The 24,691-nt window shown below is 62.2% G+C and carries 18 protein-coding genes and 1 pseudogene; 6 read left to right on the forward strand and 13 right to left on the reverse strand.

The genetic code is table 11. From position 1 onward, the window contains the following. Positions 1–55: 55 nt before the first annotated feature. Genes F3J08_RS10470 through F3J08_RS10485 form a run of 4 tightly spaced genes read right to left on the reverse strand, consistent with a single transcriptional unit; the run spans position 56 to position 6,898 of the window. The gene (locus F3J08_RS10470; protein ID WP_166929756.1) at positions 56–2,125 is read right to left on the reverse strand and encodes a glutamine amidotransferase; all 2,070 of its coding nucleotides are present in this window, start codon (positions 2,123–2,125) and stop codon (positions 56–58) included. Then, positions 2,122–4,935 (reverse strand): DUF4159 domain-containing protein, encoded by a 2,814-nt coding sequence (locus F3J08_RS10475; RefSeq protein ID WP_166929758.1) that lies wholly within the window; start codon positions 4,933–4,935, stop codon positions 2,122–2,124. Before F3J08_RS10475 ends, F3J08_RS10470 begins: the two co-directional genes overlap by 4 nt. Further along, complete coding sequence (locus tag F3J08_RS10480) at positions 4,932–5,867, reverse strand: DUF58 domain-containing protein (RefSeq protein ID WP_166929760.1); 936 nt, start codon at positions 5,865–5,867, stop codon at positions 4,932–4,934. Before F3J08_RS10480 ends, F3J08_RS10475 begins: the two co-directional genes overlap by 4 nt. 2 nt (positions 5,868–5,869) lie before the next feature. Further along, positions 5,870–6,898: a MoxR family ATPase gene (locus tag F3J08_RS10485; RefSeq protein WP_166929762.1), complete on the reverse strand. Its 1,029-nt coding sequence runs from the start codon at positions 6,896–6,898 to the stop codon at positions 5,870–5,872. Between the two features lie 299 nt (positions 6,899–7,197). Here F3J08_RS10485 and F3J08_RS10490 point away from each other — a divergent pair, with 299 nt between their 5' ends. The 3 genes from F3J08_RS10490 (at position 7,198) to F3J08_RS10500 (ending at position 10,914) form a co-directional block, all read left to right on the forward strand. After that, a complete protein-coding gene (locus F3J08_RS10490; protein ID WP_240149285.1) occupies positions 7,198–7,719 on the forward strand; it encodes a DUF1285 domain-containing protein in 522 nt (173 codons plus the stop codon). Between the two features lie 69 nt (positions 7,720–7,788). Beyond that, entirely contained in the window at positions 7,789–9,060 is a 1,272-nt protein-coding gene (locus tag F3J08_RS10495; RefSeq protein ID WP_166929764.1) for a CCA tRNA nucleotidyltransferase, read from the forward strand. 81 nt (positions 9,061–9,141) lie between these two features. After that, positions 9,142–10,914, forward strand: a complete 1,773-nt coding sequence (locus F3J08_RS10500; protein ID WP_240149286.1) for an ABC transporter ATP-binding protein — start codon at positions 9,142–9,144, stop codon at positions 10,912–10,914. A 111-nt stretch (positions 10,915–11,025) separates the two neighbouring features. Here F3J08_RS10500 and F3J08_RS10505 read toward each other — a convergent pair whose 3' ends face one another. From F3J08_RS10505 to F3J08_RS10525, 5 genes are all read right to left on the reverse strand, one after another. Next, positions 11,026–11,514 carry an RNA pyrophosphohydrolase gene (locus F3J08_RS10505; protein ID WP_166929768.1) on the reverse strand — a complete coding sequence of 163 codons (489 nt, stop codon included), beginning with the start codon at positions 11,512–11,514 and terminating at the stop codon, positions 11,026–11,028. 81 nt (positions 11,515–11,595) lie between these two features. Further along, positions 11,596–13,137, reverse strand: coding sequence for a S41 family peptidase (locus F3J08_RS10510; RefSeq protein WP_166929770.1), 1,542 nt, complete (start codon positions 13,135–13,137; stop codon positions 11,596–11,598). Between the two features lie 192 nt (positions 13,138–13,329). Next, complete coding sequence (locus F3J08_RS10515) at positions 13,330–14,916, reverse strand: murein hydrolase activator EnvC (RefSeq protein ID WP_166929772.1); 1,587 nt, start codon at positions 14,914–14,916, stop codon at positions 13,330–13,332. Positions 14,917–14,923: 7 nt separating this feature from the next. Then, positions 14,924–16,462 (reverse strand): 2,3-bisphosphoglycerate-independent phosphoglycerate mutase, encoded by a 1,539-nt coding sequence (gpmI, locus tag F3J08_RS10520; protein WP_166929773.1) that lies wholly within the window; start codon positions 16,460–16,462, stop codon positions 14,924–14,926. Between the two features lie 181 nt (positions 16,463–16,643). After that, positions 16,644–17,582, reverse strand: a complete 939-nt coding sequence (locus F3J08_RS10525) for a YncE family protein (protein ID WP_166929775.1) — start codon at positions 17,580–17,582, stop codon at positions 16,644–16,646. A gap of 375 nt (positions 17,583–17,957) precedes the next feature. On the opposite strand from F3J08_RS10525, the gene msrB reads away from it, so the two are divergent. The 3 genes from msrB to F3J08_RS10540 are packed head-to-tail and all read left to right on the forward strand — an operon-like array spanning position 17,958 to position 19,260. After that, positions 17,958–18,356, forward strand: a complete 399-nt coding sequence (gene msrB, locus F3J08_RS10530) for a peptide-methionine (R)-S-oxide reductase MsrB (RefSeq protein WP_166929777.1) — start codon at positions 17,958–17,960, stop codon at positions 18,354–18,356. Between the two features lie 32 nt (positions 18,357–18,388). Continuing rightward, positions 18,389–19,030, forward strand: a complete 642-nt coding sequence (gene upp / locus F3J08_RS10535; protein ID WP_023978953.1) for a uracil phosphoribosyltransferase — start codon at positions 18,389–18,391, stop codon at positions 19,028–19,030. A gap of 2 nt (positions 19,031–19,032) precedes the next feature. Then, positions 19,033–19,260 carry a hypothetical protein gene (locus F3J08_RS10540; RefSeq protein WP_062164139.1) on the forward strand — a complete coding sequence of 76 codons (228 nt, stop codon included), beginning with the start codon at positions 19,033–19,035 and terminating at the stop codon, positions 19,258–19,260. Between the two features lie 143 nt (positions 19,261–19,403). Here the strand turns inward: F3J08_RS10540 and F3J08_RS10545 are convergent, their stop codons facing one another. From F3J08_RS10545 to F3J08_RS10560, 4 genes and pseudogenes are all read right to left on the reverse strand, one after another. Next, a complete protein-coding gene (locus F3J08_RS10545) occupies positions 19,404–22,196 on the reverse strand; it encodes a pitrilysin family protein (protein ID WP_166929779.1) in 2,793 nt (930 codons plus the stop codon). A 149-nt stretch (positions 22,197–22,345) separates the two neighbouring features. Next, positions 22,346–23,728 carry a hypothetical protein gene (locus F3J08_RS10550; protein ID WP_166929781.1) on the reverse strand — a complete coding sequence of 461 codons (1,383 nt, stop codon included), beginning with the start codon at positions 23,726–23,728 and terminating at the stop codon, positions 22,346–22,348. Next, a complete protein-coding gene (locus tag F3J08_RS10555; protein WP_166929554.1) occupies positions 23,725–24,528 on the reverse strand; it encodes an ABC transporter ATP-binding protein in 804 nt (267 codons plus the stop codon). Before F3J08_RS10555 ends, F3J08_RS10550 begins: the two co-directional genes overlap by 4 nt. Before the next feature lie 32 nt (positions 24,529–24,560). After that, positions 24,561–24,691, reverse strand: a pseudogene (locus tag F3J08_RS10560) (IS481 family transposase); the annotation flags it as partial.

Raw genomic sequence — 24,691 nt, forward strand, 5'->3', positions numbered from 1 at the left:
TCGAGTGGCGCATGGGTTGACTATAAATGATCGTTAACAAGCTGGCGACTCCCTATCAGCGGCGAAGCCGCCCTTCGCGCCACCAGCCCAGGAAAAGAAGCGCCAGAACCCCGCACAGCGCGAGCCAGGACGGGACAATCTCTGTCAGGCGGCTCGACGAGGCAACAGGCACCATCTGACGTGGAAAACCGATCCACCCCGCGCCAGACATGGCCGTACCGCGGCCAGCATCGGCAATCTGCCTGATCGCAGGGGTGGCGGTATCAGGGCCAAGCCAGAGGACAGCTCCATGCGACTGTTTCGCCGGAGGCGAGAGGCGCAGGGCAGTCGCGCGCAGATCGGCATCCTCGATCGGGTTGCGGCTGGCCTGCGCCGCAAAGGCGGTGAGACCATCCTGCCGGATGGTCCAGAGCCCATCCTGACCCGTGACGGGATAACGGGCCTCGAATACGCCATTGCCAGACGGCTTGAGCATCAGGGGGAAGGTGCGCCCATTGGGTGCCGTGATCATGGCAGGCCCCGACAGACGCTCGCTGTCACTGTGACGCTCGACGTGCAGGCTGTCCTCGCCAATTGTCGCACGCAGCTGGTTTTCCTCCAGGTCCGGTTCCTTCATGAGCCAGTGCGACAGACGCTTGAGCAATTCGGCCTGCGGGCCGCCGCCGCCCTCGCCACGTGACCAGAGCCAGAGTTGATCGGAAAGCAGCAGCGCAACGCGCCCTTTCTGAACCGTATCGAGCACCAGTAATGGCTGTTGCTCCGGCCCGGTCAGCAGGGGAGTGCCCTTGATGCGGTCGGAGGCCAGCGCCCGATACCAGGGTCCCCAATTGGTCGGCAGCCCTGCCGTCACCGGATGACGCTTGCCCGATGGGGTAAGCTGCGGAACGAAACGCTCCCTGATCACGCCATCGCCAGGCACATGGGCAGGCAGGATATCGGCAAGAGGCGTATCCTGAAGCGTGCCGTCCTCGGTGAATTCCGGTCCGGCAGTCAGCAGCAATCCGCCCCCTTCGCGCACGTAATCCGCAATATTGGCGAGATAATCCTGTGGCAGGATCCCGGCATTGTGGAACCCGTCCAGAATGATCAGGTCGAACTGTTTGATACGGTCCTGAAACAGCTCCTTGATCGGAAACGGAATCAGGGCGAGATCGGAAAGCGGGGTGCCGTCATCCTTGTCGGGCGGACGCAGAATGGTGAAATGCACCAGATCGACCGAGGGATCGGCCTTCAGCAGTCTGCGCCAGACGCGCTCACCCTGATTGGGTGTTCCCGAGACCAGAAGCACCTTCAGCCTGTCGCGCACGCCGTTGATGCGCACGATGGTGCTGTTGTTGCGCGTGCTGACTTCACCGGCAAGCGGCGCGGCATCGAGGGTGACCAGGGTCTCACCGGGACGTCTTACGGCCACGGCAATATCAATGGGCTCGCCCGACAGGGCGTCGATGTGGCGGGGCGGCTCATCGCCCTGATGCACGGTAAGGGTGACAGGCTGCCTGCCTGTTACACCGAGGTCATCCACAACGACGCGCAGCTGGGCTTCCTTGCCGACAAGAGCATAGGGCGGGGCCTGCAATACGCGCAGGCGCCTATCCGTTTCCTCACCCTTGCCCGTGAGGAGGACATGGAGCGGCAGGGTCTTGCCATCGCGCGTGAAAAGCGGAGGCAGTGCTGACGGGATGTCATGCACCATGCCATCAGTGACCATAATGGCACCGCTGAACCGTCCCGGCGGCAGATCGGCCTGGGCGATGGTATCGAACAGGCGTGTGCCATGGCCTGAACCACCTGGAACATCGACAACATGCAGCGTCAGGCCGGGAATGTCGTGGGCTGCCTGTTGCAGTGTGCGGGCGGCCTTGTCCGCGCTGTCAATGCGACCACGAAGGGCCATGGACGGTGAGTGATCCACCACCAGCAGCACATCCTGCGGGGCTGCCTCGAAAAATGGCCGGCTCAGCCGTGGGCCGCTCAGCCAGAACAGCACAAGGAGCAGTGCGAGCAGGCGTGGCACGCTACCCGGTGCGCCACGAAAAAGCGCATAGGCGCCGACCACCACAACCAGCGCGGCAGAACCTGTCAGCAGCCAGAAAGGCAGGAGCGGCATGAAGGTGAGATGGATCATTGCTCCATCCTCTTCAGGAGTTCAGGCACGCGCATCTGGTCGGCCTTGTAATTGCCGGTCAGGGCATAGAGCAGCAGATTGACGCCAAAGCGATAGGCCTGCGTGCGCTGCTCGTCACCACCGGGGATCACGGCGTAGGGGGTGTTGCCCTGGGCATCCATCGCCCAGGCATGAGCCCAGTCACCGGCACCGATAATGATGGGGCTGACATCGTCATTGCTGTCATCGCCGCTGCGGGCCACCCAAACAGGCAGGCCCTGAACGCGACCGGGAAAATCGTGCAGCAGGTAAAAGCTGTGGGCAAGAACGTGATGATCATCGAGCTTTGACAGTGGTGGGACCACAAGACCTGCCGTGGCGCGCCGCAGGGCCGAGCGCATCTGCCCTTCATCCTGCGTAGAGAGATCGGAGCCCGTGCCCTGTGTGTCGAGCATGAGAATACCGCCATGCGCCATGAAGCTGTTGAGGGCCGCCGAACGTCTGGAATCTTCCTGTACATCGTCGGTGATCGGCCAGTAGATCAGGGGATAATAGGCAAGATCATCCTTGCCGGGAACCAGCCCATCTGGATGGCCCATCACGGCGGAGGAGCGATCGGACGCGTAGTTGGACAGGCCCTGCAGACCCTCACGGGAGGCCTCGTCGATATCGTCATGACCCGTCAGCACATAGCCAAGCCGTGTTTCAAGCGCGGCACCGGGAACGACGCCGTGGGTCACCCCGGCATGTTTCGGGCTCTCGTCATCTTCCTGCGCGGTCGCCGGAGAGGCAGACACAGCGCCGAGCAGGATCAGGGCTGACAGGGTAATCCCTGCGCCTTTCGCGCCAGTGCGGTTTCTGCTTCCGGTATGGCCCTGACCCTGGCCCTGGCGGCCACCCAACAGCCCACGCAGCCACAATGCCACAAGGCAGTCAGCCAACAGCATCACCAGCGCCATGCCCAGAAGCCACGGCGCAAGAGGCCGATCGGGCGAAACATGGTCGGGGGTAAGGCTGCGCCCCATCAGAGGCGCCGCTGCGATCGGGGGCAGATGATCGCCCAGATTGAAGGCACGGCGCGACAGATGCGGACCATAATAACCCGGCGGGTGCTGGGCGTCAGGGCGCGTCGTGGCGAGTGTGCCCACATCGAGAGGGCGGGCAGCTTCGGGGGGTGGAACAAGCTGGCCATTGGCATCGAGCATGGTGAACGGAACAAGCTGGCGCAGGGCGGTCTCGTTCTGCTGGCCGAGCGAGCGCTCCACCAGACGTTCGAGCATGGCAGGAAACAGACCGGAAAGCGGCAGGCTCGACCAGTCTGCGGTGCCGGTAACATGGAAAAGGACCAGCTCTCCCTGTCCGAACGGACTGGCCGTCACCAGAGGTGTGCCGTCACTCAGTCGGGCCCAGACATGCGCACCGAGATCGGCGGTGGGTTCAGCCAGAACCTGTCGCGTCACCGTCACCTCATGCGGCAGGGGCAAGCCCTCGAAGGGGGAATGTTCGGCAAAGGCGGCAAGGACCTGTGGCTTGCCCCATGACATCGGGCCGCCAAGCTGGCGCATGCCGCTCATGAGCGCCACAGGCAGCAGGGTACGCGCCATGTCATGCACACTGGCCTGCGCATCGGCCGCCAGAACGGGCCCGGCGAAACGGATCAGCACCCCGCCGTGACGCACCCATTCCGCCACATGCTGGCGTGTCTGCTCATCGGCGAGGGTGCCATCTGTCGCGATCAGTACCGAGAGTTTCCCTCGCAGCAGGTCATCAGCAGCGCCACGGTGCAATTCACCTATCTGGCTGATGGCTTGGGACAGAAAGAAACCCTGTCCCGTCAGCGGGGTATCCTGCGTGCCGGGGGTGAGCAGACCGACCGGATGCCGGTGCTCACCTGCATCGAGCAGGGCAATTGCGGCGGGACCGGGGAGAGGCGTTGCATCGCGTTCAAGAACGAAGCGTGCGGCGCGATTGCGCAGAAGCGGGGGCAGCGGCAGGTCCAGCGGCGTGGTCTGACCGGTGGGCAGCGGAAAAATCCCGAGCGTACCACCATTTTCCGACCGTGCCCTGACTTGCAGTCCGCCCGATGCTGTGGCGGGGCAGGACAACCCGCTTGTGGTCGCAGTGAAATTATTGTCGGCCGCGCGATGAACGCTCAGCATCATCGTGTCGCAGCCCGGCCAGCGCATGTCACTCACCGTGCCGTTGAAGCTGGCGAGCGCCTTAGCAAAACTCGTATCGCCGCCTGTCGCCACGCCATCCGAGATGACGACGAGATCGGACTGCGTCAGCGCGGCGCTGTGGCTCAGGGCATCAATCTGGCTGGACGTATGGGCACGATCCGCAGGCCATGAATGCGGGGCGAGGGCAAGAAGGCGCTCTTCGAAACGCGGGCGATCACGTGTGGTGAAGGGAGCAGGGGACGACCCATCGGGGTCAGGGGCAGTCAGAACCAGCGTGACGGCGTGTCCTGCGCGAAAGCTGCGCTCGGCCAGACTACGCGCTGCGCGGATGCGCTCCTGCCAGTGCGGCACGGCGGCCCAGCCATTATCGAGCACCAGAACCAGATCATGCCCGCCGCCTGCGCTGATTTCGCGCCCCAGCCAGACGGGCTGCGCCAGACCGAGGATAAGCAGGGCAACAGCGAGCAGGCGCAGCAGGAGCAACCAGAGCGGTGAGCGCGCCGTATCGGTGTTTCTGGCTTGCAGGCGGCGCAGGATCTGGAGCGAGGGATAAGCCAGATCCTTCGGCGGCGGTGGGGTCGCCTTCACCAGCCAGTAGAGCAGGGGCAGAGCGATCAGCCCCGCCAGGGCAAGGGGGGTCAGGAAGATCATGGACGCAGGCTTCCCCCGCTCGTATGGCCCCCGCTCAACCTTACATGCAGGCCCAGAAGGGCGGGCATGAGCGGCTGGTCCGTATGATGAAGGGTAAAGCCGGCGCGATGCGCCTCGGCCAGGGTCGCCAGCTGATCGAGATGGGCCTGCATGGCACGTTCATAGGGCTCCGCCAGGGTTTGGACCGCTGGCAGAATAAGCTGTCCCTCATCCTCAAGGCTGTCAAAGCTGATACGGCCTGCGTAAGGCAGGCTTCGCTCGGCGGGGTCGAGGATGCAGAGAAGCTCCGTACGGGCTGGTCGGGCTGCAATATCGCGCAGGATCCGGTCCAGGGTCTCGGGGGGCATCAGGAAATCACTGACCAGAACGAGCTGTCCGTAGGCGCGCAGCGTGTCGAGCTGGGGCAGGGGCGTCGAGGCGGCAAACGCCAGATTCTGCCCGAGGCGGGAGAGGGAGTGCGGCCCACTGACGGAGCGTCCCTGCTCTGGCCCATTGAGCAGCGTCACGCGCTCGCCACCATGCAGCGCGGCGGAGGCCAGCGCCAGAGTGGCAAGCTGGGCCTGCGTGGTCTTGAGCGGCAATTCGGGGCGTGAGCGCCAGTTCATCGAGGGCGATGGGTCACACCAGAGGGAGAGGATCTGCGCTCCTTCGGCCTCACGCTCACGGACCCAGAGCTGGTCGCTGCGGGCGGACTGACGCCAGTCGATACGATGCGCCGGTTCATGGTCATGAGCGGGGCGGTATTGCCAGAAATCCTCCCCTGCGCCAGCGCGGTGCTGATGATGCACACCAGCGCGCAACTGACGCCCGATGCGCTCTGCCTCGATGACCAGGGACGGGAGGAGGGCTTCCGCCTCCGGGTATGACCCGGCCTGCGCAGCGGGAGATGGCTTTGCCTCGCTACGCCGCCATTTGCCGAAAAAACCGCTCACGATCAGAGAAGCGCCTCGACAGCCGAGGCAATCAGCGCTTCCACCTTCTGTCCCGCGGCGCGCGCGGGGAAGCTCAGCGCCATACGATGAGCAAGAACCGGTTCTGCCAGTTCCGCCACATCATCGAGGCTGGGTGTCAGACGCCCATCGAGAAGCGCCTGGGCACGGCAGGCAAGCATGAGCGCCTGCGCCGCGCGCGGGCCCGGCCCGTAGAGCAGCGACGTGCCGATTTCGGGCTTGTAGGCTGTCTCGGGGCGCAGACCACGCACAAGGGTCAGGATGGCTTCAAGGACTTTTTCCCCTACCGGCAGACGTCGTACCAGGGATTGCGCCTCGATCAGATCGGCCGGGGTGAGAAGTGTCGGGGCGCTCGCTGTTACGGCACCAGTCGTCTGGAGCAGCATGTCGCGCTCGGCATCGCGCTCAGGGAAGGTGAGCGCAATACGCAGCATGAAGCGGTCGAGCTGGGCCTCAGGCAGGGGGTAGGTGCCTTCCTGCTCGATGGGGTTCTGTGTTGCGAGAACGTGGAAAGGGCGAGGCAGAGGGTGATTTGTGCCTGCCTGGGCCACTTCATATTCCTGCATGGCCTGAAGCAGGGCGGATTGCGTCCGCGGGCTGGCACGGTTGATTTCATCGGCCAGGAGAAGCTGCGTGAAGATCGGCCCGCGGACGAAGCGGAAGAAACGACGGCCGTTTTCGTCCTCGTCGAGAATATCACTGCCCGTAATGTCCGATGGCATCAGATCCGGCGTGAACTGCACGCGGCGTGTATCGAGGCCCAGAACGCGGGCTGCGGTACTGACAAGAAGCGTCTTGCCGAGGCCCGGTGCGCCGATCAAAAGCGCGTGACCCCCGGAGAGGATCGTGACCAGCAGACGGTCGATGACATCGCGCTGACCCAGAACAACCTGGCCTATGGCCTGCCTGACGGCACCCAGCTGGGCGGTCAGTTGCTCGACATAAGCGAGATCAGCCGGGTTTTCATCCGGGCGGTATCCGGCGGGGAAGGAAGAGAGATCGTTCTGGCTCATATTTGCCAATCTGACAGTTCCGGGGGTTTCATCAAGCCATAAGACGACCCAACTTGCAGCAGGAGACCAGATTTTTTGGACCGTGAGCGGAGAGAACCTTGAAGGACGGCGTGGTTAAACAGGCGACAGACGGCGCAGAGCATTCTGCGACTCATGAAGCCGGGTTCCCGACCCGTGCTGGTTGCGAGGGCCGGTCATCCGCTGGTTCAGTTCCTTCCGGCGTGGATCGTGCAGGCGCGATGCGAGCGGAAGGGAGCGCAGATCAGGGCGCGTCCGATATCGGGCTTGCCCCGCTGGAAATGACAGGGGGCGAGCAGACACCCCGTGCCCTGCCTTTTGTCATCCGACGCGACGGGACGTGGCTGTATCGGGGCTCGCCCATACGCCGCAAGGAAATGCTGTGTCTGTTTGGCTCCATGCTGACACGTGACGCTCAAGGGCAGTTCTGGCTGAGGACGCCGACTGAGTCTGGTATCATACAGGTGGAAGATGCCCCGTTCATCGTGCGGGAACTCGATTTTCGTGGTGGCTGCGGCCGTCAGCAAAATCTGTGCCTGCGCACCAATATGGATGAGCTGCTTTGCGTTGGGCCCGCCCATCCCCTGATTGTCGATTGGGACCATCCGCCATCGGAAGATTGCGCGGCCATACCCTATGTTCAGGTCCGTCGCGGCGAGGGCGACCAGCCCGTGCTCGCCCGGCTGTCGCGCCCGGTCTATTATGAACTCGTGGCCCTTGCTGTGCCCGGTCATGTTGGCTGTCGCCCCTGCATGGGCGTATGGAGCCATAATCGCTTCTTCCCGCTGGCCCCCATGCCGTAACCGGGGTGGGTATGGGACAGCGGGCATCACAGCCGTTTTTTCTTCTGTTCCGGAATCTGATCAACAGCCGTGTCTCATCTGAGCCTTCTCGACAAACTGCCTGATCGTTCGGGCCTCGATCGCCTCTGGCATATTCTGCCGCAAGCGCGTCTCGTTGGTGGATCGGTGCGCGATCTGCTCATCGGGCGTGATGCGGTGCATGATCTCGATCTGGCAACCCCGGAGCCCCCCGAGACGGTTCAGGCCCTGTTTGAAGCGGCGGGGATCAAGACGATACCGACCGGGCTGGCTCATGGCACCGTCACAGCGGTGATCGATCATGTGCCCTATGAAATCACGACATTGCGGCGTGACGTGCAAACGAACGGACGTCATGCCGAGGTTGCCTGGACGACAGACTGGCAGGAGGACGCAGCGCGACGCGATTTCACGATCAATGCGCTCTTCTGTGACCGTCATGGTGACATTCATGATTATTTCGGCGGGCTTGAGGATCTTGCGGCGCATCATGTGCGCTTTGTAGGCGATGCCGCCCGCCGCATTGAGGAAGATGCGCTGCGTATCCTGCGGTTTTTCCGTTTTCAGGCGCGTTTCGGAGGCACCGGTCCGCAGGATCGACCCGATGGGGAAGCGATACGGGCAATCACCAGCCATGCTGCCCTGGTCGATGGGCTCTCCGCCGAGCGTGTGGCCAGCGAGATACTGCGTATCCTCACAGGGCCCAATCTCATGCGCAGCCTGCATCTGATGGCCGATACCGGTATCCTGCCTCGTCTCCTGCCTTCGGCAGACTTGCCGCGTCTGGCCCGTGCGCTCGATGCCGATGTCCCGCCCGATGACATCCTGCGTCTTGGACTGCTTGCTGATACGCCCGATCTGGCCCAGCGGCTTCGGCTGTCGGGCAAACAGGCGCAGCGCCTTGCCCGTATGAGCCCGTCCACCCCGCTGCATGGTTTCGATGCGCAAGGGTATGAAACGCAGAACCCGTTGATCCTCGCCCCCTCACTGGGCGACCACGCGCTTCGCACGCTGCTGTCCTGTCATGACCGGCAGACATTGATCGACCGTAGCTGGTTTGCACAGGCCGAGAGGATAGCCGATGTCTCGTCCAAGGCATGGAACACATTGAGAGACAGGCTCGCACAGCTTGAGCGCCCGGTTTTTCCGCTGGCTGGGCGTGATGTCATGGCCGCTGGTGTGCGACCGGGGCCGGCCATAGGAGAGAGTCTTGCCCATCTGGCTGCCTGGTGGCGCAGCCAAGGCTGTCTGCCCGACCGGATGGCCTGTCTTGCCGAACTGAAAACGCGCCTGCCCCTTTCGTCACAGGGCGCAGGGGGGTAAACCGCAGGAATGAAAACAGCGCAGCCTGCAGCCCAGACCCCTTTGCGACGCATCGACCCGCAGGGGGTGCAGGGACGCCAGATGATTTTTCGCATCTGGCGTGAGGAAGTCCGTCACCATGTCGGACGGCTGGCTGCCGTCGTGGTGCTTACGGTTCTGACCGCCGGGCTGACGGCTCTGTATCCGCTAGTTATCAAGCGCGCGGTGGATATGTTTGCGGTGCATGACCCGCGTATTCTTTATCAGGTGCCTGCTCTGGTGGTGCTCGTGACTGGGCTCAAGGCCGCCACACAGTATGGCCAGACCCTGTCCGTACAGGGGCTCGTTCTCGTGGTCATACGCGGCTTGCAGTCACGTATGTTCGCCCATGCCCTCACAGCCGATATCGCGCGTATCGAAAAGGAAGCACCCGCGCAGTGGGCTGCGCGCTTTACCACCGATGCGGTCTCGATACGTGAGGCCATGATCCGCGCCGTCAATGCGCTGGGAGATGTCGTGACCGTGGTCGGGCTTGTCGCCTCCATGATCTATACCGACTGGGAGCTGAGCCTGATCGCGCTCGTGCTCTATCCGGTGGCCGCGGTGCCGATACAGAAACTTGGCAAGCGTGTCCGTCGCGCCTCGGGGGGTATGCAGGAGCAGATCGGTGAGACGGCGACATTGCTCAATGAGAGCTTTGCGCTGGCCCGTCAGGTGCGCGTGTATCGTATGGAGGATAGCGAAGCACGGCGTGTGGATGGATCGCTGGACCTGCTGCACAACGCTTTCTGGCGGATTTCACGCGGGCGGGCGCGTGTCGATCCCGTGCTCGAGGTGCTGGGTGGCACGGCTATTGCTGCGGTGCTCGGTTTCGCTGGCTGGCGTGCCGCGATGGGTGGCGCGACGCTGGGCGATTTCACAGCCTTCATTGCCGCTCTTTTTGCGGCTTCGCGCCCCTTGCGCGCTCTTGGGTCGCTCAATGCGGCCCTGCAGGAAGGCCTTGGTGGGCTGGAGCGCGTTTTTTCGGTCATCGACGAGCCGCAAGCTGTGGCCGAACGCACGGATGCGCGTCTCCTGCCGCCGGGGCAAGGGCGCCTGGTGTTCGATCAGGCCGGGTTTGTCTATCCCGATGGCCGCACGGGTTTGCGTGGCCTGAGCTTTGATGTGCGGCCGGGCTGGACCGTGGCGCTGGTCGGGCCGTCAGGGGCCGGTAAATCAACAGCATTATCGCTCATTCCGAGGCTTCATGACGTCAGCGCTGGGCAGATTTTGCTCGACGGGGTGGATCTGCGTGATCTGAAGCTGTCCGAGCTGCGCGACGCCATTGCCTATGTCAGCCAGGACACCACACTTTTCGACATGTCCGTGCTTGAGAACATTCGCATCGGTCGCCCCACGGCCAGCCGTGCAGAAGTCGAGGCGGCTGCCCTTGCGGCGGCAGTCGATTTTGCCGACACCTTGCCGCAGGGGCTCGATACACGGGTTGGTCCGGGTGGTCAGCGTCTTTCGGGTGGGCAAAGGCAACGTGTGGCGCTGGCACGCGCGCTACTGCGTGATCCGCGTCTGCTTCTGCTGGATGAGGCGACAAGCGCGCTGGATTCAGAGAGCGAGGCCAAGGTTCAGGCAACATTGGCCGACCTGCGCCGTGACCGCACCACCATCATTGTGGCGCATCGTCTGTCGACGGTTAAGAGTGCTGACCTGATTATTGTCATGAGCGAAGGCGCGGCCGTCGAAATGGGTACCCATGCCGAGTTGCAGGCGCAGGGCGGACTCTATGCCCGCCTCGTGCGCAACCAGTCGCTCGATCTGGTTGAGGCCGCACCGGAGGTTGTGCTGGAAGCTGCCACGCTCGAGATCATCGACGCCCCCTGAGGCACTTGTCTCCTCTGAGGGGGCGGGTGTGAGCCGGGGGAGCTGTTTCCCCCGATGACTGCCTGAGGCGCTCAGGCTCTTTATTGTCCGCGCCGGGCTTTATTGAAGTTTCTAGACCGCTGGAGGCGCCAAAGCCGTCAAGGCGGGCAGGATCTGCTCGTAAAGCGGACGCTTGAAGCCAAGATTATAGGTCGTCACGTCCTGAGGGCGGACCCATTCCCAGCGATCGAATTCGGCTGGTTCCGTGCCATCTCCTGCCAGATTGATGGCGCTGTCGGGCTCGGCCATGCGCATGGCAAACCAGCGTTGCGTCTGACCGCGATATCGTCCCCCGAGTGCCTTGCCAATCAGATGGGGGGGCAGGTCATAGGGCAACCAGCCGGGATAGCTGCCCAGCAGGGTGGCATGACGAAGCCCAGTCTCCTCACGCAACTCACGATGGGCCGCTTCTTCCGGAGATTCGTTCTCGTCAATCCCGCCCTGAGGGCATTGCCAGACATCACGCAGATCGGTCCGTCTGGCGAGGAAGAGAGCGCCCTCGCGGTTGAACAGCATGATGCCCACATTGGGGCGATAGGGAAGCGTGGCCGGATCGATCATGGCGTAGGGCTCGGATGGAGTTGAAGCGTCAAGCGGAAGATATGAAACCGGCCCCTCGAAAGGGGCCGGTGCCAGAAAAAATCAGTGCTGCGTGGAAGAAGAAGCCGGAGCAGGGGGCTTCTGATCCTTGCCCGCCGCTTTTTCTCCAGCGGCCTTGTCGTCAGTCGCCTTTTCCGGGGCCTTCGCCTCTGCGGTTTTTGCAGCGGCCTTGTCAGCAGCCGGTTGCCCCAGCGGGAGCGCTTCGTCAGGCAGGGATGCCATGGCGCGGACTACACGCAACCCCTGTTGCAGCTGGAAGTCCGTCGCCGGCTTGGCCGGGTCGAAGCGGGGCCAGTTATCCGCAGGCGCGTGGGGGATGCTTGCCGAGATGGAAGGCAGGTCGGTCCGTGTCGGGGCCTTGTTCTTGTTGCCGCCCGTATTGGTGATGATATGGGCCAGATCGGCTTCACGATAGCCGTAGCCATCGTCATCCTTGCTTTCCTTGACCACGATATCGGGCGCGATGCCCAAAGCCTGAATGGAGCGGCCCGATGGCGTGTAGTAACGCGCCGTTGTTAGACGCACGGCACCATGGCCCGGCACGGGGATGAGCGACTGCACGGAGCCCTTGCCGAAGGATTTCTCGCCCACCAGAACGGCGCGGCGATGGTCCTGAAGCGCACCGGCCACGATTTCGGAGGCCGAGGCCGACCCGCCATCGATCAACACGACAATCGGCAGCTTGCCTGTGATATCGGTGCCTTTGGCATCCCAGCGACGGTTGTTTTCGGCGTGACGCCCGCGGATCGAGACAATCTCGCCTTCGGGGATGAAATCATCGCTGACAGCAATGGCCTGATCGAGCTTGCCGCCGGGGTTCAGACGCAGATCGAGCACAAGACCCTGCAGCTTGTTGCCCGACTTTGCCTTCAGCTTGTCATAGGCCTCATGCAGTGCGGTCTCGGTGTCGTCGTCGAATTCGGAAATGCGGATATAGCCGATATTGCCATAAAGCGACGAGCGGACGACCTGCACATGCACAACCTCGCGGGTCATGGTGACCTTGAGCGGCTTGGGCTCTTTTGCGCGAATGATGGTCAGGGTGATCTTGGTGCCCGGATCGCCGCGCATCTTGGTCACGGCCTGATCAAGGGTCAGACCCTCAAGCGACTTGCCATCGACTTCGGTGATGTAATCGCCCGGCTTGAGCCCTGCGCGCGAGGCAGGGGTGCCATCGATGGGCGAGACCACGCGGATATGGCCGTTCTGCTGCTGAACCTGTACGCCCAGACCGCCGAACTTGCCGCTGATCTGGATCTGCATCTCCTTGAACTGCTTCTCGTTCATGTAGGAGCTGTGGGGATCGAGACCGCCCACCATGCCATCGAGGGCGTTGTTGATCAGATCCTTGTCGCTGACAGGCTCGACATATTCGGCCCGAACGAGGTCGAGCACGGTTCCGAACAAGGTGAGCAGACGCAGGGTTTCGCTGTGGTTGTCGGGGTCGGCCGCGACTTCCTTGGCGAAGGCCTTGCTGCTGATCATCTGCCCAAGGCTCGGGGCCATGGCGGCTTCCAACGCCGGACCGGCGGTGATTCCGGCCAGGAATGCCGTTCCGAGCAGCAGACCAGTGCGGAGCTTCATGCAATTCATCCCTTGAATCCGGTACGGAGCCTGAGGTCCGGTGCCGATCCTGTTAGCGTCTGTCTTTCAGCGGAGCCTGAACACCAGAGCCTCCACCGCACTAAGATCTGAAATCTATAGCGATATTAACGCAGTCTGTCGAAACAACACAGAATCGCCAAGAGGGGTTCTAGCGTCGCGTGAGGTTACCCTTCAGAGATAGGGGCCGGGATCGATGATTTTACTTCCCGAGCGCAGTTGCACGAAGAGTGCCCCGCCGCCACCGCCCATGGTGCCGAGCGCAGCATGGCGGCTGATAGTCTGCCCCGTCGAGACGGAAAGCCCGCCCAATCTTGAGAGCACGAAACGGAAATGATGCCCGCAATCGAGAATGATCATGTTGCCGAATGACCGGAACGGGCCGGCAAAGTCGATCTGTCCTGCACAGGGCGCGCTGACCGAACTCCCGGCGCTTGCCTGATAGGTTATGCCACTCGCCGGGCCGCTCTCGGTTGTCTGGTGCCAGGCAGTGAGTACGCGACCGGCTACGGGGCCATGTCCGCCGCCCCGTGTCACGCCATTGCCCGAACTGCTCAGGGCGCGGGCCTGCGTGCTGAGCGCGCGCGCCTTTGCCTGCTGGTTCTGCCTTTCCAGCTCTCTGGCCTCGGCTTCCATTCGTGCCTTGATGCTGGCCTGCGCCTTGTCGATGGCTGTCAGCGCATCCTCGAGAGTCGCGGCCTTTGCTGTGGCCGCTGCGATTTCATCATGAGCCTGACGGGCTCTTGCCTCAGCCTCGGCCTGCTGATGAGCAGCGGTTTCCATCCGGCTGGCGTTGAGATCGCGCAGAGCGGCCAGTTTGCGTCTTGCGGCTTCCAGCGCCGTGTTCCGGTCTGCGAGTTCGTGAGCCGTCTGATCCAGGAGCGTTTTCTGGCTGCGCAGATCTTCCGCCTGCCGGGTGGTCAGGCGTGTCAGCCCCGCAATCACACTCAGGCCCTGGACCGCATCGTCGGCCTGCCCCGAGAGAGCCACGACAGACGTGCCGGGATAGCGGGCAAGGCGCAGGGCGACAGGCAGAATGGTCTGGAGGGCAGCGCGGCGTCGGGCAAGTGCCAGACGCTGATCGTTCTGTCTTGCCGTGAGTGAGGCGATATCGGTTGTCAGGGCGTCGATCTGCTTTTGCGTTGCGTCCAGTTCATTCTCGGCCTGATTGGTCAGGGCAGAGTAACGTCGGGCCTTCTGGGCCTGCAACGCCGCCTCCTGAGCAGCTCGCGCCTGATCCTTGCGTCGGGTTTCGATAAGGGCCGCCTCATTGGCCTGACGGGCCATCAGGGCCTTCTTGTCTGCAATGGCCTTGTCTAGCGCCTTCTGGTTGGCATTGCCCTGTTTCGTATGGGGGGTCGCCCCCGTTGCTGGCGATAACGCGGCCAGCGCGAACCCAAAGCCCAGCGTCACGCTACCAAGGCGAAACGCCCTTGCGAAACGTGTTGCGCACAGAGACGCAGCTTCAGGCGCGGCAGCGGCATGATGGGTATCGGCAGGAAAAGAGGCATCATCTCGTGAGGTATCTCGCCCTGAGGGATGCAGAGGCGCGAAGAGGGCGATGGTGCAGCGCCAATTGGAGGAAATCGGAACAGAGGGCGAGTGGGAGGTGTCCTGAGAGAAGCCCCCGCTCTGACCTGATGTCTCGCGGGGTTTTTCTCCCCAACGGGCTCTCAGACGGGCAGGATGAACCCACCCGCCTGCGAAGCGCATTTTACCGAGGGCTGAACAGCCGGTCAGGAAGAGGCTCGCGACCGGCATGGCGGATTCAGCCGTTGATCAGGCACTTGCCGGTCATCTCGGCTGGCTTGCTCAGGTTCATCAGGGTGAGCAGCGTGGGAGCCAGATCAGCCAGACGTCCATCATGGATGGCAGTGACACCCTTCGCACCGTGCAGCAGTACCGGCACCCGGTTGAGGGTGTGGGCCGTATGAGCGCCACCGGTAACCGGGTCGCGCATGGTCTCGCAATTGCCGTGATCGGCTGTGACGATCAGCGCGCCGCCCATCTTGTCGATGGCATCGACAATACGGCCGAGCCCGGTATCCACGGTCTCGCACGCCTTGATGGCGGCTGCCAGCACGCCAGTATGGCCCACCATGTCGGGATTGGCGAAGTTCAGAACGATAAGGTCGAACTTGCCGCTTTCGATGGCAGCTACGGCCTTGTCGGTCAGTTCCGGGGCAGACATTTCGGGTTGCAGGTCATAGGTGGCCACTTTGGGTGAGGGGACCAGAATACGCTCTTCACCGGGCAGAACAGCCTCGCGGCCACCATTGAGGAAGTAGGTGACGTGCGGATATTTCTCGGTCTCGGCCATGCGCAGCTGTGTGCGTCCAGCCTGTGAAACGACATCGCCCAGCAGGTGCTCCATCGATTCCTTGGGGAACATGACGCTCATGAACGGTGCCAGAGCCGAGCTATAGGCGGTCATGCCGCATACAGCGGCAAAATTGATGGTTTTCGAGCGCGCAAAGCCATCGAAATCGGGGAAAACCATCGCATCGAGCAATTCGCGGATGCGGTCGGCGCGGAAATTCGCGGATAGGATGCCATCGCCATCCTTCATGCCTGCGTAGGACCCGATTACGGTCGGCTCAACGAATTCATCCGTCACACCCTGGGCCTGGCTGGCTGGCAGAACGCTTAGTGCGTCATCCGCGTGCTTGCCGGCTGCGGAGACGATCGCATCATAGACGCGGCTGACGCGTTCCCAGCGGTTGTCGCGGTCCATGGCGTAATAGCGCCCGCTGACCGTGGCGATGCTTGCGCCAGCCGGGAGGGCGGCAGCAAGAGTGCGGATGAAGCCGTCGCCGGAATCGGGCGCCGTGTCACGCCCATCGGAGAACACATGCACGGCTACGGGAATACCGGCCTGCACCACGATTTGGGCGAGCGCAATGACGTGGTCCATATGGGCATGGACGCCGCCCGTGGAAACCAGCCCCATCAGATGGCAGGTGCCTTTGCTGACCTTGAGCGCGTCGATCAGGGCACACAGGGCAGGGTTGCTGGCCAGCGACCCATCGCGCGCGGCGCGGCTGATGCGCGGCAGGTTCTGCATGACGACGCGACCAGCGCCGATATTGAGGTGACCGACTTCCGAATTGCCCATCTGCCCTTCCGGCAGGCCGACATCCTCGCCGCACGCCTTCAGATAGGCATGAGGAGAGCCTGCCCAGAGACGGTCGAAATTCGGCGTATTGGCCAGAGCTACGGCGTTGTCCTCGCGGGTGGCGCTATCGCCGAAACCGTCGAGGATGACGAGCATGACCGGGCGCGGCACGCTGGAAGGGGATGCGGACATGAGTAGTCTCCTGCAATTTTGCGCCCATGATGCCGCATTTTGCGTGCTCTGCGAACTCTCCCCCGGCGGGTTCACGCCATTTTCTGGCTAAGAATGCTGTGAGTGGCGAATGGTGGCCACCCTGTCGGTATTCGCATGCTGATGCGTCAGGGCAGGGTGGCTCATCATGAGGCGCGTTCCGTCAGCGCCGGGGAACCAGAAAGACACCGGTTGTGGAGGATTGATGGCGCAGGATCACCGCCTCACCGCTCGCGATGTCAATACGACGTATGTTGCCGCCCAGATCACTGACAAAAGCCGTTTTCTCCTGCGGATCGATAGCCAGTCCGATTCCTTCATCCAGCCCACGGAAAATGACCCTGTGATTGCACAGGCCATCGGCAGTCACCTCGGCCACGTTGAGACTGTTCCCGTCTGGCGGCGCGCCACGATCGGTCCAGTAGAGACGGTTCGAAGCCGGGCAGAAATGCAGGTCGATAGGTTCAGGCAGGTGATCGGCCAGAAGGGTCACATCGTCACGTGAAGCAGGATCGGCCCCTTGGGGCAGGGCAAGTGCCATGCGGAAGATGCGGCCCTTGCCTCCCTTGGGTGGCCCCTTCTGGGTCCAGTAGAGGTGTTGGCGCTCAGGGTCGAGCGTAATGCCCACGCAGTGGCGTGTGATATCGCGTGTGTCTCTGGGGTAGGTCCCGTTCTGAAGCAGAACCTGCAAATCGGCACCATCGAAACGGCTGCGCATGATGCGCATGCCCTCGCGATCGCACCAGTAGAGCCAGCCCGCCTGCGGGTCTGCCGCGAGCTGTTTGGGCGTGACGACAAGCCCGTGTCCAACCAGAACTTCATGAGCGCTGCCATCATGACGGGCGCGTTCTATGGTGCCATCGGCGACATTGTAATCAGCGCCCATATTGGTCCAGTAGATATGTGTCCGGTCGAGCCAGATGCCGTCGGGTGTGCCCCATCGCGCATCGCACCGTGAGACGACAACACCTGTCTTCGTGAGAAGCGCCGTGATCTGGGGCGGATCGGTTTCCAGCGTGTAGAGCACGTTATAGGCATCGAGCGGGGTGGTCCCGGTTTCTCCGGCGCTGCCTGTGAAAGAGTGCGGGGTGTTGCGGCTCATGATGCCTGCTCCTTGCTGATGGCACCATTGAAACCCTGCATGGAGCGCCCGCCAAGACGCGTTTGCGCGATCACCGTTTGTGTCCCCGCTTCTGGGTCAAGGGGCAGGGACAGATTTCTGTATCGCCGTCGAAATGCGCATGTGTGGTCCCGGAGGATGGTGAATGAGGGTCTCATTTCACGGCGGCATCAAGACCGGCTGGCAAATGATACCGCGCATCCTCCAGCGCTCCCGCCCTGAGCCGGGAGGGCGATGATTGAAGCAACTGGCAGGATGGATGAAACACTCTGGAAGCGGCGCGTTGAGACGCCATATCCTGTGGGCCCGAGCGGGATTTCTCCCGCATGGCCGATGATTTGCGAAGGAAGCGTTTCCATGACCGACGACACCCGAGAGAGCAGCGCAATGCCCAGCTGTGGCCTGCCCCTGACCCCCGAACAACATCGCGTCTTGCGTGAGCATGGCACTGAACGCCCCGGCTCAAGCCCGTTGAATGATGAGAAGCGTGAGGGTGTCTATTATTGTGCAGGCTGCGGGGAGGCGCTGTTCGATTCAGATACCAAATATGAGAGCGGCAGCGGGTGGCCGTCCTTTTTCAAACCGCGCGATGGCATGACTGAAACGACGGTCGACAAAACGCATGGCATGACACGCATCGAGGTGCATTGCGCCAAGTGCAAGGGTCATCTTGGCCACGTGTTTCCAGACGGGCCAAAGCCGACGGGGCTGCGTTTTTGCATGAATGGTGTGGCGTTGCGCTTTGAACCAAGCTGACAGCGCAACGAATTCACGCTAAGGAACGCCTCATGACTGCCCTTCCTTCCTCCCTGGTCGTGCTTGACCACCCGCTCGTTCAACACAAGCTGACGCGCCTGCGTCAGGCGTCGACCTCGACTGCAGGCTTCAGGCGGCTGACGCGCGAGCTCAGCCTTCTGATGTGCTACGAGGCGACGCGCGACCTCAGCACCGAACCGGTCGAGATCGAGACGCCCCTGGAGCGCATGGAAGGCCGTCAGCTTTCCGGCAAGAAGCTTTGCTTCGTGTCCATCCTGCGTGCAGGCAATGGCATCCTCGACGGGATGCTGGACCTGATCCCGGCAGCCCGCGTTGGCCATGTCGGGCTTTATCGCGACCACGACACGCTCGAAGCCGTCGAATATTACATGAAGCTGCCCGAGGACGTGGCCGATCGCGAATGTATCGTGGTCGATCCGATGCTGGCGACGGGCCATAGCGCCGCAGCAGCCATCGATCGCATCAAGGCGAGCGGCGTGCGCAAGATCATCTTCGTGTGCCTTCTGGCCGCGCCCGAGGGGGTGATCTGCCTGAATGAACGCCACCCCGATGTGCGTATCGTGACCTGCGCCGTCGATCGTGGGCTGGATGAAAAAGGGTATATCCGCCCGGGGCTCGGTGATGCAGGCGATCGTCTCTTCGGGACACGCTGAGCATGACGGGCGAAGATATCGATGAATGGCTCGATAGCTGGATCGAAGCCCACCACCAGAACTGGGGTGAGCCCTCGCAGGCTGTCGCGGCTTGTCTGGCTGATGCCGAAAAAAGCGGCATCAGCCCGCGCGATCTGAACGACGCGGCCAATGGTGATCTGGAGACCTATCTTCAGGAAGAAGCCGAAGCGATTGCCGAAGCGTCAGATGAAGCGCCCGAAGGCTTCTGACAGCACCTTTATGGTGAGTTCCTGAACCTGCCCGAACCGGGCAGGTTTTTTTGTCTTCCGCCCCGCCGTATACAGGTAGAGCGAACGTGATGGTCCTCTCCCACCGGTGATGAGCGGGGGAAGAGGGCAAGGGACACAGGATGTTATTTCCCTGTGCTCTTGAGCGGTGCGGGGCCGCGGATCATCTGCACCATATCCTGCGGTCTCGCCCAGTGATGGAAGGCGTCCTGAACCTGGGCGGGCTTCATGTCATAAACGGCCTGAGCGCGCTTATCGGGCTCGTCCAGCGACAGATCCAGACCGATCAGCGAGAGATACTGCCCGGCAATGCCCCCGAAGCTGGCCCGTTCCATGGGGATGGCCCGCAGGATCGAGGCTTTGGCGTTCAGCAACTCATCATCGGTCACGGGATGGGTCTGCATATCGCGGACGTTACGCAGGGCAGCATCGCGTGCCCTGAGGGTCTTGTCAGGATCGGAGCCGTAGGTGATCACGAACGCGCCGCGATTGACTGACCAGCCGAAATCACTCCCGGTTGTATAGACCATACCGGTCCGCACGCGCAGATCCTGCATGAGACGCGAGGAGAAGCTGGAGCCGAGTATCTCGTTGCCGACCTCAAGCGCATAGCGGTCCGGGTTATGGATGCCGCCGGGAACGGTCTGGGCGAGATAGACAGAATCCTGCACGCGGCCCGGATCGTCAATGACGGCCTGAGACGGCTTGTTCAGCGGACGGTCCGGCAGGTCGACGGCAGGTTTCGGGCCGGTTGCCTTCCATCCTGCAAAGGCCTTCTCGACCGCATCGCGCGCCTTTTCAGGGGTGATGTCACCAATGACGAAGATACTCGTCAGATCGGGACGATAGGCCGCCTTGTAGAAATTCTGCACGTCAGCAAGCGTGATGGAGGACAGCGTCTGCGGGGTGGTTTCACGCAGTGATGGATCGTTTGCCGGTGCAAGGGCTCTGGTCAGGGCGCGCTGGAAGCGATAGCCGGGCGATTGCATCACCCCGGCCTGCGACGCTACCGCCTGCTGCTTGAGAATGGCAAAGGCCTGCGCCGGGAAAGCCGGATGAAGCTCCATCTCGGCAAGAAGCGACAGCGTCTTCTCGAAATTGGGTGTGAGCGCGCTGAGAGAGAAGGAGGTGCCACCATCGGCATCGGAGGCCAGATCGTCCAGCGCCGCTGCCATGGCAAGGCGATCATGGGTCTTGCTGCCATAAAGGAACAGATCGCCCGTCAGACCGGCCACACCGTCCTTGCCCTTGGGCTGTTGCAGGTCGTTGTTATGGCGGATGCTGCCATAAAGCACGATTGTATGGCTGACATGCTCGGGCTGGACCAGCAGGGTGATGCCGTTGCTGAGCGTGTATCGTGTAGGCTGGGCAAGCGGCTTGGGGGCTGGCAGATCGGCCAGTGCTGTCGCGGCCCAGTCGGGCAGGGCAATGTTCTTGCCCGGTGGCGGCAGGAGGGATTCGGGCCCCTTGTTGCTGCTGATATTCGGCGATTTTCCTCCCGACGGGGTCAGGATACCAGTTACGGCGTGGTCTGGGTCGAGGATCGTTGCCGCAAGCGCATTTACCATCTGGGGTGTGACGGCGTTATAGGCTTTCACCAGCTCGGCAGGGGATTCCAGGCCATTATAGGCGAGGGCGCTGGCCCAGCTCTGGGTCAGATCGGTGACGCTGTTGGCGTTGTATTCGAGCGCGGCGATTTCCTTGCGCTTGGCGGCTTCGACGAGTTCGGCAGGCACACCCTTGCTGCGCAGGGTTGAAAGGATCGCGCGTATCTCGCCCAGAAGGGCCTCGGGGTTCTGCCCTTTGGGGAAGGCGGCAAGCGCATTGCCGACCCCTGCCTGCTTGCGGGCATTATAGGAGAATTCGGTCGCCAGCGCCTTGCCTTGCGGCACAAGCGCAAAAAGCGCCCCGCGCTGGCTGCCAAGCACATCGGCCAGGATCTGTGCCGTTGCCGCATCGGGGCTGCCGGCACCGGGCATACGAAAACCGATGCTCAATATGCCCGTGGCATAATCGCTATCGAGCGTGATGGTGCGGGGCTTGACCGGGGCCGGGGTGATGACCGGGCGCGCAGGCAGCTTGCCTGCTGGAATGGCACCGAACTGGGCTTTTACCTTCTCGAGCGTGGTCTTGGGATCGACGTCCCCCACGATCAGCAGGATCGCGTTATTGGGCTGGTACCAGCTGTCATAGAAGCCGTGCAGCAGTTTGGCGTCGGTCTTGTCGAAAGACTCGCGTGTGCCAAGGGCGTCATGCTCGTAGGGCGTGCCTGCGAACAGGGCGAGGTTTTGCTGGATGGTAAAGCGCTCGAACGGCATCGATACATCACGCGCGACTTCCTGCTCGATGGCACCGCGTTCATGCGACCAGTCAGCGTCGCTCAGCAGGACGTTGCGCATACGATCGGCTTCGATCTTGAGCAGCACATCCAGATAATGAGACGGGGCCTGGAAGTAATACTGGGTTGTATCCTCGGTGGTGAAGGCGTTGCTCACATTGCCGATACGGGCGCTGACCGTTGAAAGCTGGTCACGACTCAGCCCTTTTGACCCGTTGAACATCATGTGCTCAAGCGCATGAGCGGTACCGGGGAAGCCTGCCGGGGCAGAAGCGGAGCCTGCGAGATAGATCACCTGTGTCTGAACGACAGGGGCCAGACGGTCGGGCACGATGACAACCCGCAGCCCGTTGGAGAGGGTCTCGCGCACTGCGCTGTCCATTGCCGTCGCGCCATGCGGGGTTGGTGTCCCCCCGGTGTGGCTCGCAGATGTCCCGCTCGGGGAGGTGCCGGTAGCAGCGCCCTGCTGGACCGTCGCTTCGGCAGCCATCGAGGGTGCTGAAACCGCGACAGACAGCGTCGGGGCAACAAGCAGGCTGGACGCCAGTAGCGCCTTACGCAGTGGGGGCAGCACGGACATTCATAACTCCCTTGGGGTCTCGTTCAGTCAGGCGGGTCGACATGGAATGATACTATGTAACGGACGCAGCGTAACAGCTTGGCATGATCTGTCCATGCCGTGTGCCTGTGTGGTGCCGCCCAGTGATGGGCGTCTGGCGGGCCGCCCGGTCAGTGCGGCGGTTCCAGTGGCCAGTCCTGCCGAGCCAGCGCATGCGGCGTTATGATGTAGAGCAGGGCCACGACAACGATGGCGCCCAGGGGCAGCAACCCACGCCACCAGAAAGCACTCTCGATCATTAGAGCTGTGCAGGCCTGAAGCACGATGACAACGCCGCTGATCGTGAGAACCATATTGACGGCAGGCCGGTTCAGGCGGGCGGAGAGCAGGCCAAGACATGGCACGCATACGGTCCCTACCAGAAGAATACCCGCGGCAAGTCCCCATGTCAGGCAATGGAAGAGAGGAAGGTTTTTGCCATACCAGCTCACCAGCCCAAGCCACAGGCCGGACACGCCTCCGGCAAAGACGGCCGTCATGAGATGAAGCTGAAGCAGCTTGCGGGTAAAGGCTGCCTTGTCGCCAAAGGGGCAAAGCGCAACGAGAAAGGGCCAGTCCGTGCGCTTCTGGAATTTCTGGCACAGACCAATGGCCACAAGGAGCGTAGCCTGCCGGGCATAGCCGGGCAGGCTGTGGCGGAATACGTCGATTGTCGGAAGATGACCGTCCATGACCAAAAGCATAATGGCGCTCAGCGCAGCGAAAATCAGGGTGCCGCCAATCTGGACGAGGGCGACGATCACAGGTCGTGTTGTCAGGAACTGATCCTGCAGCGGGATATGCGGCAGAAAGCCTGGCCGCCACATGAGGCAGGAAATGACAGGCTGCAGCAGCCTTGGGAAATGATCCCTGCCGACTAAGCCGGTTTCCGGCAGTGGGTCCAGGCGGTAATCGCGAAACCGGTATTCGTACAGGGCAATGCCCAGACCAGCCAGGAGCAACCCGAGCGCTACGGGCCAGGGGGCTGTAAAGATCAGAAGCTGGATTTTTGGGACCAGCAGCAGAATGAACCCGATACGCGAGACAATACGCCGCATGATGCGCGTGGCGCGCCGCATCGCTTTGGGGCCTGTCTGATCCGCGCCCGACCACAGGGCCAGAGCCAGTGCCTCAACGGAAAGCGTGTTGAGAAGAGGGGCCCCCATCAAAAGGGGCGGGGCGCAGAGAACGGTGAAGGCGATGGCGATAGTCGCGTGGACTGCGCAATACTCACCGTGTTGCAGGCGAGGCAGCATGAACGTGACGGGTGAGCGTATCTGGCGCCAGTAATGGGTGTTGACGGAACTGAACGCACTCAGCAGCAAGACCCACCATGCGGACATGACAAGGTTGACCAGCACCGGCAGGCCATCGACATGCGGTGGCGCCAGACGGAGCCAGACCGCTATACCATAGCATATGACGGCATAAAGCAGTCCGAGCAGAACCATGGGATTTTCGCGCAGGAAAATCGGTGAGGCGTAGAGCCTCATGGCACGCAGGGTATCCCTCATCGCGTCAGCGCCAGAAAGAAGGCTTCCAGATCGCCGGGTAGCACTGTCAGGCCAAGGGCCTCATGGGCGGGTGTCCAGCCCTCGACCCAGACACTTCCGTCAGGAAGATCGACAAGAACGCGAAGTCCGTGATGCGCGTCGGGCCATTGGGCGAGATGGCGGATATGGCTGTTGAATTGGCAGGAATCGACCGTGCTGATGATTTGGCCCTTGTTCAGTGTCACAAAGCGATCGCAGATCCGTTCCAGATCGGAGATGATATGCGAAGAGAGCAGCACTGTTGCGCCGCGCTGCTTCACGGTTTCTGCCAGCAGGGCGATGAAATCGTGGCGGGCGAGGGGATCGAGGCTGGCAACGGGTTCATCCAGCACGATAAGATCGGGTGAAAAGCGCAAGGCCAGCACGATGGCCAGACGCTGTCTTTCGCCCCCTGAGAGAGCCGAGATACGCGATTTCGGATCAAGGCTGGCCCATTGCGACCAACTTTTATCCTCGCATGACTGCGTTGCACTACCTGCCTCTGCTCGTGGTTGGCTGTCATGGAAGGCCGCCAGATAATCGAGCAATTCCTGAACGCGAAACCAGGTGAGGCCGGTCATTGTCTGCGGAACAAAACCAATTCGCTCACGGAGTGATGGGGTAAGCGCATCCGCTGACTGGCCCCAGACCCTGATCGAACCGGAATCCGGTTGCAGCAAGCCAAGCAGGCAACCAATCAGGGTGGTCTTGCCCGCTCCGTTGGGACCAAGCAGAGCTGTAATACTGCCTGGTTCCAGAGTGAGAGAGACCTGATCCAGCACGCGCTTGGCGCCGAAGTTTTTTGAAAGGTTCTCTACCTGTTTGGTCCCGGGTTTTGATGGTGCGGGTTTTGCGTGAATCTTGATGGCTCGTGCTGCCATTGCTGGCAAACGAATTCGTATGGCGTGAGGCCCCGGAGCGTCTTCAGTCGACGTGCGAAATTAT

It is taken from the genome of Asaia sp. As-1742, from assembly GCF_011753235.1.
Lineage (GTDB): Bacteria > Pseudomonadota > Alphaproteobacteria > Acetobacterales > Acetobacteraceae > Asaia > Asaia bogorensis_B.